The organism is Pseudomonas vanderleydeniana (genome assembly GCF_014268755.2).
Taxonomy (GTDB): domain Bacteria; phylum Pseudomonadota; class Gammaproteobacteria; order Pseudomonadales; family Pseudomonadaceae; genus Aquipseudomonas; species Aquipseudomonas vanderleydeniana.
Window position 1 is genome coordinate 2581136 of sequence record NZ_CP077093.1, and the last position, 15628, is coordinate 2596763.

Consider the following 15628-nt stretch of genomic DNA (forward strand, 5'->3'; position numbering starts at 1 on the left):
TTCGGCGGGTGGACCGGCCAGGGCTTGCCTCTGCTGGCCTGTGTGGCTAATTCGCATACTCAACTTCGGCCCAGGTCTTTGCCAGGCTGCGTTGCCATTTCTCGCCGTAGCCGGCTACGACTCGTCATGGCGCCTTGCCTGGCAAACCCTTGGACTTGAATGTGGGTATCCGAAACCGTACAGGCCCCTAGCGGTTCGCCTCGAGGCTTGAAGCGCTGAACTGCCGTGTCGTGGCACTCGGTGCCGAGGTTTCGCTCAGCCGCTTGCCCTTGGTTTCCGGGGCGAGCAGGTAGGACACGACCCAGCCGAACAGGCTGATACCCGCCGCGATCAGTACGGTGGTGGTGATGCCGTATTGGGTCATGCAGAACGGCAGAAAGAAGGTCCCGCCCGCCGCGCCGATCCGCGAGGTGGCAGTGGCGAAGCCGACGCCGACGCCACGAATCTCGGTAGGAAAAACCTCGCCCGGGTAAACACCGGTGAGCGTGGTGGAAATGGCGTTCGCCAGGGAGAAGGTCAGGAAGCAGATCACCGTGACCATCGGCGAGGCCTCATAGAAGAAGGCCACCACCAGCAACGAAAGGGTTGCGACACCGTAGGGCGGAATCGCCAGTTTGCGCCGGCCGACTTTCTCGATCAGCGCGGCTGCGATCAGTGTGCCGAGCACAGCGATGGCGTTGATGCCCAGGCCTGCGGTCAGGCCGTCTTCCAGGCCGAGGTGTTCGAGGACCGCCGGCACGAAGGTGCCGATGGCGAAGTAGGGCGTGACGTTACAGATCCAGAACACCGAGACGAATACGGTCGCCTTGATGTACTCCGGTGAGAACAGCTGCAGGAAGCCACGCGAGTTGCTGGCCTTGGGCGTGGCTTCGAGATCGCCGCGCTCCTCCGGGTCCATGTACTCGTCGGCCAGTGCCAGTGCTTCCTTGCGGCGACCCTTGCTCATTAACCAGCGTGGCGACTCCGGCGTACCGAGCCGGGCCAGCAGGACGATCACGGTCGGAATGGTGCTCAGGCCGAGGATCACGTTCCAGTTGGCCGTGTGCGAAATGGTCAGCACATAGCCCGAGGCGTAGGACAGCAGGTAGCCGACGTACCAGCCCACTTCCTGGATGCACAGCAGTTTGCCGCGCAGGCGCGCCGGGGCGAACTCCGCCAGCAGGGGCCAGCCGATCGAGTAGTCGGCACCGATCGCGACTCCCATCAGCACCCGCACCGCGAACAGTTGCCAGCCTTCCGTGACGAAAAACTGCGCAACCGAGCCGACCAGGAAGATCGCCAGGTCCAGGGTGAACATCGGCTTGCGGCCGATCTTGTCCGCCAGGTAGCCGCCCAGGGGGCCGCCAATGAAGATCCCGATCAGCGCCGAGGCACCGATCAGGCCTTGCCAGGCCAGGGACAGCTGCAGGTCGTGGGTGATGGCGGGCATCACGATGCCGATGGCGCCCAGGATGAAACCGTCGATCAGCATCCCACCCGAGATCAGGGCGGTGAGCTTGATGATGAATTTGCGTTGTTTGTCCGACATCGCCCGGGCGGGCGGAATTTGGGCAGAGGTGTGCTGGGACACAGGTACATCTCCTCTTTGTTCTTATCGTTGGATGTTTTGGGGGCACGCAGGCCTGTCGCCCTGGAGGGTCATCGTCCCTGAGGACGCTCCAGTGTGCGCAGGCGTTTTTATCTTTGGCATACCAGTTTCGGATAGTCAATAAAAATGAACGTGGCGTTCGTTTTGTGGACGCTTGCTTGACGGCCTGATTTTGCACTTGTAGAGTTTGTTCGCAAATCAAACGTAACGTTCAATATGTGAACAAGAATAAAAGGTGCTGATGATGTCCAGGCAAATGAAACTCTTCGCATTCGACTTCAGTGGTCCGGCCCACCTGTCCTCTGGACTGTGGCGTCACCCGGAGGATTGCAGCAGCGAATACCAGTCCCTGCAGTTCTGGGTGGAGTACGCCAGGCTGCTGGAGAACGCTTGCTTCGACGGGATTTTCTTTGCCGATAACGTTGGCTACCACGATGTCTACCAGGGCTCGGTGGATGCCGCCCTGCGCGATGCCGCACAGATTCCGGCCAACGATCCGGCCTACCTGATTCCAGCCATGGCGGCAGCGACCCGTCACCTGGGCTTTGGTGTCACCTCGACCACCGCCTACGACCATCCGTATTCGCTGGCACGCAAGTTCGCCACGCTCGATCACCTGACCGCTGGCCGCATCGGCTGGAACGTCGTGACCTCGTACGCCGACAGCGCCGCGCGCAACCTTGGCTCCGGCGTGCAGAACGCCCACGATGACCGCTACGGCATCGCCGAAGAGTTCATCGAGGTAGCGCTCAAGCTGTGGGAAGGCTCGTGGGAAGAGAACGCCGTGGTTCGCGACCGTGAAAACTGCACCTACGTCGACCCCAGGCGAGTGCATGAAATCAAACACGAAGGCAAGCACTTCAAGGTGCCCGGGATCTTCCTGTGCGAGCCCTCGCCGCAGCGCACCCCGGTGATCTTCCAGGCCGGCGGCTCCAGTCGTGGCGTGGCCCTGGCGGCCGCCACCGCCGAAGCGGTGTTCATGAACGCGACCTCCAAGGCCGGCCTGAAGAACCAGGTGGACCGCCTGCGCGCCCAGGCCGCCGAAGCCGGGCGTGACCCGTCGCATATCGCCGTACTGCAGATGATCACCGTGGTCACCGGACGCACCGACGAAGAAGCCGAGCAACGCTTCGAGGAATACCGTCGCCTGGTCGACTACGAAGGGGCGATGGCCCGCTACAGCGGTTGGGCCGGTCTCGACATGTCGACCTTCGACCCTGATGTCCCGCTGCGCCACGTCAAGACCAACGCCGGCCAGACCATGGTCGACCTGTTCTCCAAGATGGACCCGACCAAGGAATGGACGCCTCGCGATATCGCCGAATACATCGGTATCGGTGGCACCGCACCGGTCATCGTCGGTGGGCCGAAGAAGGTCGCCGATGAGCTGGTCGCCTGGGTCGAGGAAACCGGCATCGACGGTTTCAACCTCGGTCATGCGGTCAAGTTCCAGGACATCAAGGACTTCGCCGACCTGGTGGTCCCGGAGCTGCAGCGCCGTGGCGTGATGCGCAGGGGCTACGAAGGTTCGACCCTGCGCGAAAGCCTGTTCGGTGCTGGCCAGTCGCGCCTGGCCGACGACCATCCGGGTGCTGCGATCGCCCGGCGCCTCTCCCAATAACGTTTCAAGCCTGAGAACAAGAAAATGACTAGCGTGCAATCCATTCCGAGCCCGATGCTGAGCCCTGCCGAACAGCGCAAGGTGTACGGGCTGTTGCCCACCAGCGTGGTCGCCATCAGTGGCGTCACCGCAGAAAGCACCCCGACCGGTTTCATCGTCGGCACCTTCCAGTCGCTGTCCCTGGAGCCGGCCCTGGTGACCTTCAGCATCGCCAAGACCTCGAGCACCTGGCCGATCCTGCGTTCCCAGGGGCGCTTCACCGCCAACGTGCTGTCCAACCGGCAACTGGACGTGTGCAAGGCGCTGGGCCGCAAGGGCGAGGAGAAATTCAAGGGCCTGGACTTTGACCAGACCGCCTTCGGCACGCCGCACCTGCGCAACGCCGTGGCCTGGATCGACTGCACCGTGCTCTCCGAAGTGGTCGCGGGCGATCACTTCATGATCGTTGGCTCGGTCAACGCGATGAAGGTCGGCAGTGGCGACGCGCTGATCTTCAGCGGTGGCCGGTTCGGTGACTGCAACCTGTGGGACCCGACTGAGCAACAGGCCTCGGCCACTTGCGAGCCGAGCCTGCTCAACCGCATCAGCGACGCCTGGAGCCGGGCCTGGGGCGAGGGTGACACCGGTGCCTTCGAAGCCCTGGTCGCTCCCGACTACGTGCGCCACTCCAAGCAGGGCGAGATGGTGCGCCTGCCGGAAATGCTGCTGCAGATCCAGGAGTCCCATGCCGCGTTCAGCGACTTCAAGGTCGAGATTCTCCACGCGACCGAGGAAGAGGGCCTGATTTCGCTGCACTGGCGCACCATCGCCAAGCACACCGGGGTGTTCATGGATGTGCCGCCGACCCAGCGCAACGTCACCGTGCACGGCGCCTCGTTCATTCGCCACAGGAACGGCCGGATCACCGAGGAGTGGGTGGTCTGGGATCCGCGCGAGCTGCTTTCGTCCATGCATATCTGGCACCTGGGCAATCACAAGGTCGCCTGACCGCTCAACAACGTGTTCTGAAATTCAGCACCACCAAGGCAGGCCCGGCGTCGGGCAGGGCCTGTGAAACGGGAATGGGAGTTTTCAAGATGTCGATTGATGTAAACGCACTCGCCAGCAAACTGATGCACGCACGCAAGACGCGTGAGCCCCTGGAATCGCTGGTGCCGGTGGGAACGCCAACCAGTATCGAGGACGCCATGCGTGTCCAGCAGGAAGTCATGCGCCGCCGCGTGGCACAGGGCGAGCGGATCGTCGGGTTCAAGCTCGGCAATATCGCCAAGGCGATGCAGAGCAAGTTCGGGGTGGATCAGCCGGACTTCGGCTACCTGTACGACTCGCATTTGCGCTACGAGAACCATCGCCTGACCAGCGACCAGTTCCTGGCCCCCTATGTCGAACTGGAGCCGGCGTTCGTGCTCAAGCAAGACTTGGGCGGTGCCCATGTGACGGTCGCGGACGTCATTTCGGCGACCGACTACGTGCTGCCTTCGCTGGAGATCATCGACTCCAGCATCAAGGACTGGAAGATCGGCATCTTCGAAACCCTGGCGGACGGTGCCTCGGTCGGTGGGGTGATCCTGTCGTCCCAGCCACGCAAGCTGACCGACCTGAACCTGTCGGACCTGGCCGGTGAGATCCGCATCAACGGCGAAGTGGTTGCCAGCGGCAACACCTCGGCGGTGTTCGGCAACCCGGTGTCGGCCATCGCCTGGCTGTGCCGCCGCGTCGCCGCTTTCGGCGTGTCGTTCAAGAAGGGCGATGTGATCCTGCCGGGCAGTTGCCTGGCTGCGGTCGAACTGGTTCCGGGCAGCCAGGTGGTGGGCAGCTTCGCCGGTTGGGAAGTGGGCTTCGAATACGTGAAGGCCGACTGATCCCGATCAAGGGCTTGCTAGACAACGATGGAGATGACGATGTCGGTTAAAGGCTTCAACCTGATTGGCCAGGCCGAGGTGGCAGGCAGCAATCCGGCGCTGTGGGGCATTGCCGCCGCGACCGGCGAGCGCCTGGAGCCGGGCTTCGGCGGCGCCACGCTGGATGACCTGGATCGGGCCTGCGCCCTGGCTCGCGAGGCATTCAATCCTTATCGCGAGACATCGCTGGAAACCCGCGCCAGGTTCCTCGAGCGGATCGCCGAGAATATCCTCGAACTGGGTGACACACTGGTCGAACGCTGCATGGCCGAGACCGGCCTGCCCCGGGCGCGTGTCGAAGGCGAGCGTGGCCGGACAATGGGACAGCTGCGGCTGTTTGCCAGTGTCGTGCGCGAGGGCAGTTTCCAGGATGCACGCATTGACCGGGCCATGCCCGAGCGCACGCCGCTGCCACGAGCGGACCTGCGCCTGCGCAATATCCCGCTGGGACCGGTCGCGGTATTCGGTGCGTCCAACTTCCCCCTGGCGTTCTCCGTGGCCGGTGGTGATAGCGCTTCGGCCCTGGCGGCCGGCTGCCCGGTGGTGGTGAAGGCGCACTCGGCGCACCCGGGAACTTCCGAGCTGGTAGGGCAGGCGGTTCAGCGGGCGGTACGCGAGTGCGAACTGCCGGAGGGGGTGTTTTCGCTGCTGTTCGATTCCGGTCGCGAGATTGCCCAGGCGCTGGTGGCCGATCCGCGGATCAAGGCGGTCGGCTTCACCGGTTCGCGCGTCGGTGGCGTGGCCCTGATGAACATCGCCGCGGCGCGCCCCGAGCCGATTCCGGTCTATGCCGAAATGAGCTCGATCAACCCGGTGGTGCTGCTGCCAGGTGCGCTGCAGGAGCGTGGCGCGCAGATCGGCCAGGCCTTCGTCAGTTCGCTGGCCCTGGGCGCGGGGCAATTCTGCACCAATCCCGGACTGGTGATCGCGGTCGACGGCGAGGGCCTGCAGAACTTCATCCGCAGTGCCAGCGAGGCGCTGGGCAAGGTGGCTGCGCAGACCATGCTGACCCCGGGCATCTATCGCAGCTATTGTCATGGTGTCCATTCGCTCGAGTCCAACGCGCGGGTGCAGCCATTGGCCAAGGGCCTCGCCGGTGGCATCAACCAGGGCCAGGCGGCGCTGTTCATGGTCGCGGCCGAGGATTTCCTCGACGACTATCGGCTGCGTGAGGAAGTCTTCGGTTCCAGTTCGCTGGTGGTGCGCTGTGCGAACATCGTTCAGGTTCGCCAGGTCATCGATGTGCTCGAAGGCCAGTTGACTGCTGCGCTGCATCTGTCGCCAAGTGATCATCGGGCCGCACGTGCACTGATCGCCGACCTGGAGCTGAAAGTCGGGCGAATCCTGATCAACGGTTTCGGTACCGGTGTCGAGGTGGCGCATGCGATGGTGCACGGCGGGCCATTCCCGGCGACCTCCGACAGCCGTACCACCTCGGTCGGCAGCTTGGCGATCGAGCGTTTCCTGCGGCCGGTGTCCTACCAGGACCTGCCGCAGGCGTTGCTGCCGCCAGCGTTGCAGGACTCGAACCCGGAAGGTATTGCGCGGCGGGTCGAGGGGCAGATGGTTCTCTGAGAACTTCGCGGACGAACGCGGCTGGCTCAAAAGGCCTGCCGTGATGATTGATAGCGCTTCATGGCCGCCGCACCCAGGCGTGTTTTCGTGATCCGCGAAAACACGGCCTGTGCTTCGCAACGGGAGCCTCGCGGCTCCCCTTGCACCTCAATTGGCTGCCTGGCCTTCCTGGAGAATCCCGGCGATGATCCGCGCGGTGGCGCTCAACGGATCGACGATGCTCGCGATCGTACGGGCGCGCATGCGTTGCGAGGGGCCGGTGATGGCCAGGACACCGATCAGCCGTTGCGATGTGTCGCGGACCGCGACAGCCAGGGCGAACAGGCCCTCTTCCAGTTCGTCATCGACGATCGAGTAGCCCTTCTCACGAATTTCGGTCAGCGAAGCAATGAACGCCTCACGGCTGGTGATCGTCTGGCTGGCCAGCGATTCGAGCTTGGCCGGCAACAGCTTCCTGACCTTGTCGTCAGACAGTTCGGCCATGACCAGTTTACCCGTGGCACTGGCATGCACCGGGAACTCGGTACCCACGTAGCCCTTGGACAGCGTCAGCAGGCGCGAACCGTGTGCCTCGGCGATCAGGTCGAAGTCCGCCTCGCCGTTGACCACCGCATAGCCGATCATCTCGTTGAGCTCGTCGGCGATGCCCTTGAGCAGCGGTTGCAGCCTGCTGATCAGGCCCTTGTACGGATCGGCGAGCCGACCGAGGCGGGCGATCTTCCAGCCCAGCCGGTACTTGTTGTCGACGCGTTCGACAAACCCTGTCTGCTCCAGGCTGAGCAGCAGGCGAAAGGCGGTCGGCCGTGGCAGTCGCACATGCTGGGCCAGTTCGGTGACCGTGATGCCCTCCAGATGTCGGCCCAGTTCGGTCAGCAGCATGGTCGCCTTGATGACGGACTTGTTGTTGAAGTCCGAGGTGCTTTGCGCTGTCTCTTCGTGGTGGTCATCGCTGTTTCTGGACACGCTGGCTGATCCTTTGTCTGGGAGGGCCCGATACCTGAGGTTGGGAAGCGTGCCAGTCTACCTGTTTTTCTCTGTTGGGAGTCCAGAGGTGGGCGGTGTAAGGTAGCGCAAAAACCACTGCCGAGGCCCCCATGTCCGATCAACCCGTGCCTGGAAACGTGACCGATGGTGACCGTTTTCGTCTGTTGGTCGATGCCTTGACCGATCATGCGATCTACATGCTCGACCCGCAGGGACGGGTCAGCAGTTGGAACCGGGGGGCGCAGCACATCAAGGGCTACTCGGCGCAGGAAGTGCTCGGTCGAAATTTCTCGATGTTCTATACCGACGAGGACCGGGCCAACGGTGAGCCACAGCGGGCATTGTCGGTGGCTGCGACCGAGGGGCGTTTCGAGAAGCAGGCCTGGCGCCTACGCAAGGACGGCACGCGGTTCATGGCCCACGTGATACTGGACCCGATCCGTGCCGCCAATGGCGACATCCTCGGCTTTGCCAAGATCACCCGCGATATCACCGAATCGGTCCTGGCGCAGAAGGAACTGGACCTGGCGCGCGAAGCGTTGTTCCAGTCACAGAAGTTGCAAGCCATCGGCCAGCTCAGCGGCGGTATCGCCCACGATTTCAACAACCTGCTGACCGTGATCCGCGGCAACCTCGAATTGCTGAGCAAGCGCGTCGATGGCGACCCGCGACTTTCCCGGCTGGTGGACAACGCCCTGCAGGGCACCGAGCGCGGAGTGTCCCTGACCCAGCGCATGCTGGCGTTCGCCCGGCGCCAGGAACTCAGGACCGAGGCGGTGCACTTGCCGCAGCTGGTGGACAATCTGCTCGGCCTGCTGCGCAGTTCGGCAGGCCCCCAGGTGACGGTCCTGGCGCAACTGGGCGAGACGTTGCCGGCAGTGCATGTCGATATCAACCAGTTGGAACTGGCCTTGCTCAACCTGGTGAGCAACGCCCGTGATGCGATGCCGGCGGGCGGCAGCATTCGTATCGTCGGCGCGGTTCACGGCCGGGTCGACCGGTTGCCGCACGATGAATACGTGTGCCTGTCGATCATCGACGATGGCGAGGGCATGGACGAGCATGTCCTGGCCTATGCCGCCGATCCGTTCTTCACCACCAAGGGCGTGGGCAAGGGCACCGGCCTGGGGCTGTCGATGGTGCATGGCCTGGCCGAGCAACTGGGAGGCCGCCTGGTCCTGAAAAGTCGCAAGGGCCAGGGCACCACCGCCGAGCTCTGGCTGCCGGTGGACAAGGATGCCGATCCGGGAGTGCTCCCGCTCACCGAGGGCCGGCAGCAGCCCTCGTTCAAGCCGCTGACGGTGCTGCTGGTCGATGATGACAGCCTGGTGCTCAACAGTACCGTGTTGCTGCTCGAGGACCTGGGGCACCGGGTGGTCTGCGCGACCTCCGGCGCCCAGGCGCTGCTCTGCCTGGAGCAACAGCCGGGGATCGAACTGATGATCACCGACATGATCATGCCGGAGATGGATGGCGCTCAGTTGGCTGAAGTCGTGCGCAAGTTGCACCCCGACCTGCCGATCATCCTGGCCACAGGCTATTCCGGGCATCTGGAGGGCCTGGCCGTGCAGTTGCCGAGGCTTTTCAAACCCTACAGCCAGGGGCAGTTGGCGGAGATCCTGGCACAGGTGCTGCCTGAGCCGTAACGGCGTGGGCCAGGTCAGGCCGGTTTGCGCCAGTCGTCCGAGGCTTCGGTATTGGCGATGGTGTGTTTCCAGGTGATCTTGCGGTAGGCCAGGCTGACCTTGATCAGTTGGCTGTAGGGGGCACTGGCGGGGTCCTGGGCATTGGGCAGTACGGTATGGATGTCGACGATGGTGGCGTCCTCCATCAGTGTGCTGAAGAAGTGTTCCTGCTTGCCATCGATGGACGTGCGGTACCAGCGCAGTTCGGCCGTAGGCAGCATTTCGCCGGTAGCCAGGGCCTGGTACAGCATGGGGGCGGCCTTGGTCAGCGAGCAGGTGAAGGCCAGCGGTTCATGTACGCGCTGGCCCGAGGCCTGGCCGCTTTGCGGATCGGTGGGGGTCTTGATGCGATGGTCGACGGCCTGGACCAGGATCTCGTCTTCGTGACCTTCGACATAACCGTTGCCGACCGAGTCGCTGGTGAAGGCACCCTGGGTGATATGGCCCTGGGTTTTCCCGTGGATGCTGATGTATGCCGGTGTTGCCATGACAAGCTCCTTGTCGTGAGGGTAGGGCGACTTGACGGTCGCCTGGTACGTGGCCCTGCCGGGCCGGGTCTTTTCGGCTGCTCAGGGGGAGCGCGGCGAGATCGCGCTAAAGTTTGAGCAGCTTGTCCAGTGAGGCCAGCACTTCGCGTGTAATGGCGCTCAGGTGCAGGTGGTAGGCTGTATAGGTGGCCGACGATACGAGTCCAGCGATGGCCCAGGGCGTCCACAGCGGCCAACGGCGCCTGAACCGGTAGTCGCGCGAGGCGACATTGGCCAGTGGCTCGCTCAGTTGCCCGGTTACTTCGCCACGCAGTGGACGCAGGAGGCCGTGCAGTCGGGTGATGATCTTCTGGGCTTCGTCATCGCCACCGGCCAGTTGGCCGTATTTGCCCCGGGTACCCAGGCACAGGCACAGGTACATGAACTCCAGTGCATGCTGGTACCGGCGGGGGTCGACGCTCAGGAGCGCCAGCAGGGTGAAGAATTTCTCGCCGCCCCAGCTTTCCTGGTGAAAAGCGCCGAGCAGCGAGCGTTCGCTCCAGGAGGAGGACCGGCCCCACGGAGTGCTCATGACCGTCTCATCGAGCAACAGGCATAGCGCATAGGAGTAGGCCTGCAGGGTGTCGAGGTCGTAATCCAGCTGGCGGACCTCTTCCATCACCGTGCCGACCTGGCTGTGGATGCTCTGGTAGAAGGCCGGCACGTCAGCGTGCGTATCCAGGGTGCGTACGTGCAGTGCCAGGCCCAACAGGGGCATGGCGGCATCGCACAGGGGATTCCAGGCCAGGCCGCGCAGTTGGAACTGTGAGTCATTCATCCCTTTCACTCCTGATGGCCCAGAACTGCAGTTCCAGTTCCGGGAACTCGCTGGCGATATGGAAACTGAACCCGCTGCCGTCTTTCAGGTTGCTCCAGTCCGGATGGTGACGGTCGAGCTCGAAGTAGCTGAAGCCCGCGTGGAAGGGCAGGTAGCGGGGCACCACCGGCAGTGGGATCAGCGGGATGCCGGGCAGTTGCTGGTTGATCAGGCGGTTGAGGTTTTCCGTGGAACTGACCCTGACCTGCAGGGGGAACTGCTGGCGCAAGGTTTCCAGCGGCAACGCGGCACGAGCCGCGACGACGAAATCGGAGTCGACCAACAGGCGCTTGTCGAGGAGTGGGGCGTTCATCACGCCGAACGGCTGGCGTTCAATTGGCAACGACACCGCGCGGGCTCGCAACACCGTGCTCAGGGCTCGGCGCAGGGTATGCTCAAGGGCCATGAATGACTCGCGCAGATTGTCATGCTGGTAGGCTGGGTACACTTGGGGCAGGCGGCCCTCGTCGGTGAAGGTCGCCAGTTCGCCGCACGCCTGGGCGAACGTGGTGTAGAGCTGCGCCGGGTGCACATGGTGCTGGCAGGCCAGGTGCTGGAACAGCGGGAACAGGCGGTTGAGGGTTTGCAGCAGGTTGAAGTCGGTGACGTCGGCCACTGCCGATTGCCCGGGCGAAGCGATACGTTCGGCCAGCAGGCCGGCCCGTGCACGCATCAGCCCGGTGACTTCGCCGAGGTAGCGTTGCAACGCCGGCACCGCCTGCAGTGACAGGCTGGTGGGGTAGAAGTTTTCATCCATCACCAGGCTGCCGCCCGGGCGTTTGTCGAGGATCTTGCCCAGGGCGATATGGGTAAAGGCGCTGCGCTCGTTCGTGTCGAGCATCAGTTGCAGGTTCGGTAGCGCCAGGTCGATCGACACCTGGTCGCCATCGATGCTCTGGGTGTCATGCACCGCCTGGCGGTGGGCGATGTAGCGGCTGTTGGCGTATTGCTCGGGCCAGCGCACTTCCAACAGGCTGTCGCTGCCCAGCGGCAAGGCCAAGATGACCACCTTGCCGATTGCGCTGCTGTCGGCGATCTCCAGCGGCGCCGGTGGCGGCAGGTCATTGGGAATATCGAAGACCGTGCCGTCGGGCATGATGCCTCGGGCCCGGATGATGGCGATCTTGCCGAAGCTCAGGAACTCGCTGTTCAGTTGCAGTTCGGTGAAGCCATACAGGCTGTCGTTGAGGCTGCTCAGGCGTTGCTGCACGGCGACTTCGGCGGCCCGGGCCTGTTGCTGGAAGTGCTGGGGCTTGACGAACAGGCCCTCGTGCCAGATGACGGGATGGGGTGAACTCATCGACGGATTTCCTGTGCAAGGAGGAGTGAAGGTGGACTCATCGGGTTTCGCCCTTGAGCTCGACCTGCAGGTCGCCCAGGTGCACCAGCAGCGCGTATTGGCGGCCCTTGGGCTCGACGCGCAGCACCTGTTTCCACTGGCTGGCATCGCTGCTTTGGTAAACGGCGAACACCGCGACGAAATGGGCGCTTTCGTCGAGAGCCCGCAGGTCGATGAATTTGAATTGGCCGGGGTCGAGCTGGTAGTCGTCGGCGTGGATCAAGGTGCTGCCCAGGGCCTTTTTCGGGTCGGCGATCAAGGCCATGCGCTGGGCACCCTGCAGCATCGAGTCGTCGCGCAGTTGCAGCACCTTGAAGGCGATGGGGCTGGCGATCACCTGGGGGCCGGCCTGCTGGTCCGGCAGGGAGAGCTCGACACCCGGAGCGTCGTACTCGGCCAGTCGATAGGGTTCGACTGGCGACATGCCCGTGGCGGTCGCGTCCGTCAGCGGCGACTGCGCCGGAATGTCCTGATGGATGTGGGTCAGTAGCGACTGCAGCCTTTGCGTCAGGTCCTGTGGGCTGTCGGCTTGCACATTCAACGTATAGCTCGGGATCAGGGGCGTGCCAGAGGAGTCGAACTCCGGGACCACCAGGCGCGGATTGACGTTGCCGTCGGCATACAGGCTCAGGGAGTAGAGGCTGGGTTGGTCGCCGGGAGCACCGACCGGGATCGACGGTGTCCAGATCACCTGGCCAATCTTGCCCAGCATCGTGCAGCCTGCCAAAGGCAGGCACGCCAGCAGCAACAGGTTCAGTCGGGCATGACGGGCGGCCGTCAGCAGCCGATCTGGACGGAAGACCTTCATGCACGCCCCCGGATGCGCACCTGCGCCGGGCGCCGGTGTGCCTGGCGCTCGATGAAGCTGGTCCAACCCAGGTGGGTACCGTCCTGGCGTTGCAGGTTGAACGGTGGCACGTCCTCTTCGCGCAGGCCCAGTTCAAGGTCATAGGCGGTGACGTCGCGTAGCAGGAAATCCATCAACTGGCGTAGCCGTCCGTACTGTTCGCCGCTGGGCAGGAACTGGCGAAAGCGCGGCTGGGTCAACCCGGCAATGACCAGAGTGAAGTGACTGGAACGGGTCCGGCTGCGTTCGCCCAGCACGAGGTCCGCGCCCAGGGTGCCGTTGGCGGTTCCCAGCAACAGCCGTTGAGCTTGCGGCAACCTGATGCTGCGTGCCTCGAACTCGCGGATATGGACATCGCCCAGGTCGAAGCAATGGGCGACGATCCCGGACACCACCGAGGGCGAGCGGCTGCGGCTGGCGATCAGCCCGGTAAAACTGAGCAGGCGCGCCCAGGGCAGGGGTGTCGAGCCGCGCAGTTCGCTGTCGTTCAGGCCGATCAGGGAGAACACATAGCGGGAAAAACGGTCGCTGGCCTGAGCCTGGAAGCGGATGTGGTAGCGATACTTGCGCCAACTGAGGTGCAGCAGGGTAAGCAGGCGATGATTGAAAAAGTCCAGGAACGCGGGGCGAATACCCAGCCCCTGTGCCTGTTCGTATGCCAGGCGATCCAGGTAGTAGGCCGGCAGCGGTGAGTCGGGGCCGTGCAGGCCGAGAAAGCTGGTCAGGACCCTGTAGCGAGCTTCAGGTTCGGGAACCGTGCTGTCGTCCAGGTGTTCGGCGAGCAACACGTCGGCGGCTGGAAACCCCAGCCCGGCATGGCTTTGCAGGCGAATTCGACGGCTGGCCCGACTCGACGACCCAGCCTCCAGGTCGTCGGCGTGCAGGCCATGCAGGTGTTCCACCAGGCGGTGGAACGAGGTGTTACGCGCGTCGGCCAGCAGGAGGCCGGCTAGATCACGGGTTGTCTGCCGCTCAACAGTGGCCATTCATAATGCTCGTTGTTGGTGGTATTGATCACTTCCAGGCGATGGAAGGAATTGATGCTGGCGTAGAGGGCGAAGAACCGCGACAGCACGCTGGCGAACAGGTACAGCTCGCCCTCGCAAAGAAAGGCTTGCTGGTCCAGTTTCAGGCGAGTGTGCATGCCGCGCACCGGCAGGCCCTTCATCAGCCAGTCGACCGGGATGGTGGTGGCTTCGCCGATGCCGTCCAGGCGCTTGCGTGTGGCGCGGGCCTGCTGCAGGTCGTGCAGCGCAGCGAAGTCGTAGGCGCGGATGACCGCCTTGAGCGGCTCGGCCGACAGCAATGACAGGTAGTTCAGTGACAGGTTGGAGATCAGTGTCCAGTGCAGGCTGCTGTCGAGTATCGGCCGATAGGTGCGGGTCGGGGCGGTCAGGTTGGTGTAGGTGGCAAAGGACGGGGTGTCCTCGTTGGACAGCGACAGGTCGCCGACACCGAGCAGTTGGGGCAGGTCGCCATTGCTGCAGGTCAGGTCGATCGATGCGGTTTCCATTTTGCCGACGTGCAGGCGTTCGTCATCGCGCATGAAAGCGATACGGTGTTGAAGCCCCGCGCGCCCATGGCTGGCCTCGATATGGCTGCGAAAGTACAGCGCGGGGCGCCCCTGGGCCTGTTCCACCTCGTGTTGGAACGACTCGAACGGCCTGTACACCCGAACGGAATCATCCGAGCCCTGCCTCTCGCAAGGCGGGTTGCCGAGCACCTGGTCGATGCTGAAAATTTCGTAGGCCTCGGCACGACCGCCGCTGGGCCGGACACGGTATTCCAGGCTTTTCCCGTCGAGCGTGATGGGTTCGGCATGATGTTGGAACAGATTGACGGCCGGGGTACAGAACAGGTGCAGGTCGCTGGTGCGCAGCCGGGTATTGGGCGGCATGGGCCGCGAAAACTGAAACTCGATGCGAAATTGTGTTGTGCAGAGGTCGGGCCAGATCCGCGACAGCCGCTCCAGGCTGAAGAAATGGAAGCGCTGCGGGAAGACGAAATATTCCTGGAGGATCCGGTAACCATCGAAGGCATTGCGCGGGTACGGCAACAGCGCCTCCTCGGCGGTGAAACCGGGGAAACCCACATCCTGCGGGTTCATCTCGTATTGCTGGTCGGCCACATGCAGTGTCAATTTCTTCAGGTAGCGGGCGATCCACAGGTACAGGGTCTGCGCCGTGGCTTCGTCACCACCCAGGTAGAACTCCAGCCGATCGCAGCCCAACTGGTCGAGTGGCTGTTTCGTCAGGACGGCCAGGTCGACGCGCAGGGTCGAGGCCTCGCGGCTATGAGCGTCGCTGACCTCCAGCACGGCCAGGGGGTACAGGTTGATCTCGGTGCAGGTACGGAACTCGCAACTGACGCCTTTTAGCGGCTGGGTAAACAGCCGTGTGCCCTTGGGCAGGACCTGCTGCTGGCTGATCGTTTCGAGTAATGGGGTAAAGCGTACGATCGTGGTGCTGGGCAGGGGGCGCAGGTAATTGGGCCAGAGCATCTGCAGCAGCGAGTGGGTCAGCTCCGGCAGGTCATCGTCGATCTTCATGCGTAGTCGAGCGGTGAGAAAGGCAAAACCCTCCAGCAGCCGTTCCACATCCGGGTCGTTGGCCTGCTCGCCGAGAAACCGCGCCAGTTGCGGGTTGTCCTCGGCAAACTCCCGGCCCAGCTCGCGCAGGTAGATCAGTTCTTCGCGAAAGCGTTCTTTCAAGTCCATGCTGTTCTCACAGGCCTCAGGTCCATCA

Annotated in this window: 13 protein-coding genes; 5 read left to right on the forward strand and 8 right to left on the reverse strand. The window is 63.5% G+C overall.

Features of this window, described 5'->3' with window-relative positions:
- Positions 1 to 187 precede the first annotated feature (187 nt).
- Positions 188 to 1570, reverse strand: coding sequence for an MFS transporter (locus HU752_RS11760; protein WP_225920121.1), 1383 nt, complete (start codon positions 1568 to 1570; stop codon positions 188 to 190).
- A gap of 274 nt (positions 1571 to 1844) precedes the next feature.
- Between HU752_RS11760 and HU752_RS11765 the strand changes: the two genes are divergently transcribed.
- The 4 genes from HU752_RS11765 (at position 1845) to HU752_RS11780 (ending at position 6685) form a co-directional block, all read left to right on the forward strand.
- The gene (locus HU752_RS11765) at positions 1845 to 3209 is read left to right on the forward strand and encodes an LLM class flavin-dependent oxidoreductase (RefSeq protein WP_367616491.1); all 1365 of its coding nucleotides are present in this window, start codon (positions 1845 to 1847) and stop codon (positions 3207 to 3209) included.
- 24 nt (positions 3210 to 3233) lie between these two features.
- Positions 3234 to 4196: a flavin reductase gene (locus HU752_RS11770; RefSeq protein ID WP_186680515.1), complete on the forward strand. Its 963-nt coding sequence runs from the start codon at positions 3234 to 3236 to the stop codon at positions 4194 to 4196.
- Between the two features lie 89 nt (positions 4197 to 4285).
- Entirely contained in the window at positions 4286 to 5071 is a 786-nt protein-coding gene (locus HU752_RS11775) for a 2-keto-4-pentenoate hydratase (protein WP_186680513.1), read from the forward strand.
- Between the two features lie 39 nt (positions 5072 to 5110).
- Positions 5111 to 6685 carry an aldehyde dehydrogenase (NADP(+)) gene (locus HU752_RS11780; RefSeq protein ID WP_186680511.1) on the forward strand — a complete coding sequence of 525 codons (1575 nt, stop codon included), beginning with the start codon at positions 5111 to 5113 and terminating at the stop codon, positions 6683 to 6685.
- Between the two features lie 147 nt (positions 6686 to 6832).
- On the opposite strand, the gene HU752_RS11785 is transcribed toward HU752_RS11780, so the two are convergent.
- Positions 6833 to 7648, reverse strand: coding sequence for an IclR family transcriptional regulator (locus HU752_RS11785; RefSeq protein WP_225920122.1), 816 nt, complete (start codon positions 7646 to 7648; stop codon positions 6833 to 6835).
- Between the two features lie 131 nt (positions 7649 to 7779).
- On the opposite strand from HU752_RS11785, the gene HU752_RS11790 reads away from it, so the two are divergent.
- Positions 7780 to 9315, forward strand: a complete 1536-nt coding sequence (locus HU752_RS11790; RefSeq protein WP_186680509.1) for an ATP-binding protein — start codon at positions 7780 to 7782, stop codon at positions 9313 to 9315.
- A 14-nt stretch (positions 9316 to 9329) separates the two neighbouring features.
- Here the strand turns inward: HU752_RS11790 and HU752_RS11795 are convergent, their stop codons facing one another.
- The 6 genes from HU752_RS11795 to tssF all read right to left on the reverse strand — a co-directional run bounded on the left by HU752_RS11795 (position 9330) and on the right by tssF (position 15600).
- Positions 9330 to 9842: an Hcp family type VI secretion system effector gene (locus tag HU752_RS11795; RefSeq protein WP_186680507.1), complete on the reverse strand. Its 513-nt coding sequence runs from the start codon at positions 9840 to 9842 to the stop codon at positions 9330 to 9332.
- Between the two features lie 106 nt (positions 9843 to 9948).
- Positions 9949 to 10659, reverse strand: coding sequence for a type IVB secretion system protein IcmH/DotU (gene icmH / locus HU752_RS11800; protein ID WP_186680505.1), 711 nt, complete (start codon positions 10657 to 10659; stop codon positions 9949 to 9951).
- Positions 10652 to 11998, reverse strand: coding sequence for a type VI secretion system baseplate subunit TssK (gene tssK / locus HU752_RS11805; RefSeq protein WP_186680503.1), 1347 nt, complete (start codon positions 11996 to 11998; stop codon positions 10652 to 10654). The genes icmH and tssK overlap by 8 nt, the downstream gene beginning before the upstream one ends.
- 37 nt (positions 11999 to 12035) lie before the next feature.
- Positions 12036 to 12845 (reverse strand): type VI secretion system lipoprotein TssJ, encoded by an 810-nt coding sequence (tssJ, locus tag HU752_RS11810; protein ID WP_186680500.1) that lies wholly within the window; start codon positions 12843 to 12845, stop codon positions 12036 to 12038.
- The gene (gene tssG, locus HU752_RS11815; RefSeq protein ID WP_186680498.1) at positions 12842 to 13870 is read right to left on the reverse strand and encodes a type VI secretion system baseplate subunit TssG; all 1029 of its coding nucleotides are present in this window, start codon (positions 13868 to 13870) and stop codon (positions 12842 to 12844) included. Before tssG ends, tssJ begins: the two co-directional genes overlap by 4 nt.
- On the reverse strand, positions 13834 to 15600 hold the full coding sequence (gene tssF / locus HU752_RS11820) for a type VI secretion system baseplate subunit TssF (RefSeq protein ID WP_186680496.1): 1767 nt from the start codon (positions 15598 to 15600) through the stop codon (positions 13834 to 13836). The genes tssG and tssF overlap by 37 nt, the downstream gene beginning before the upstream one ends.
- Positions 15601 to 15628 lie beyond the last annotated feature (28 nt).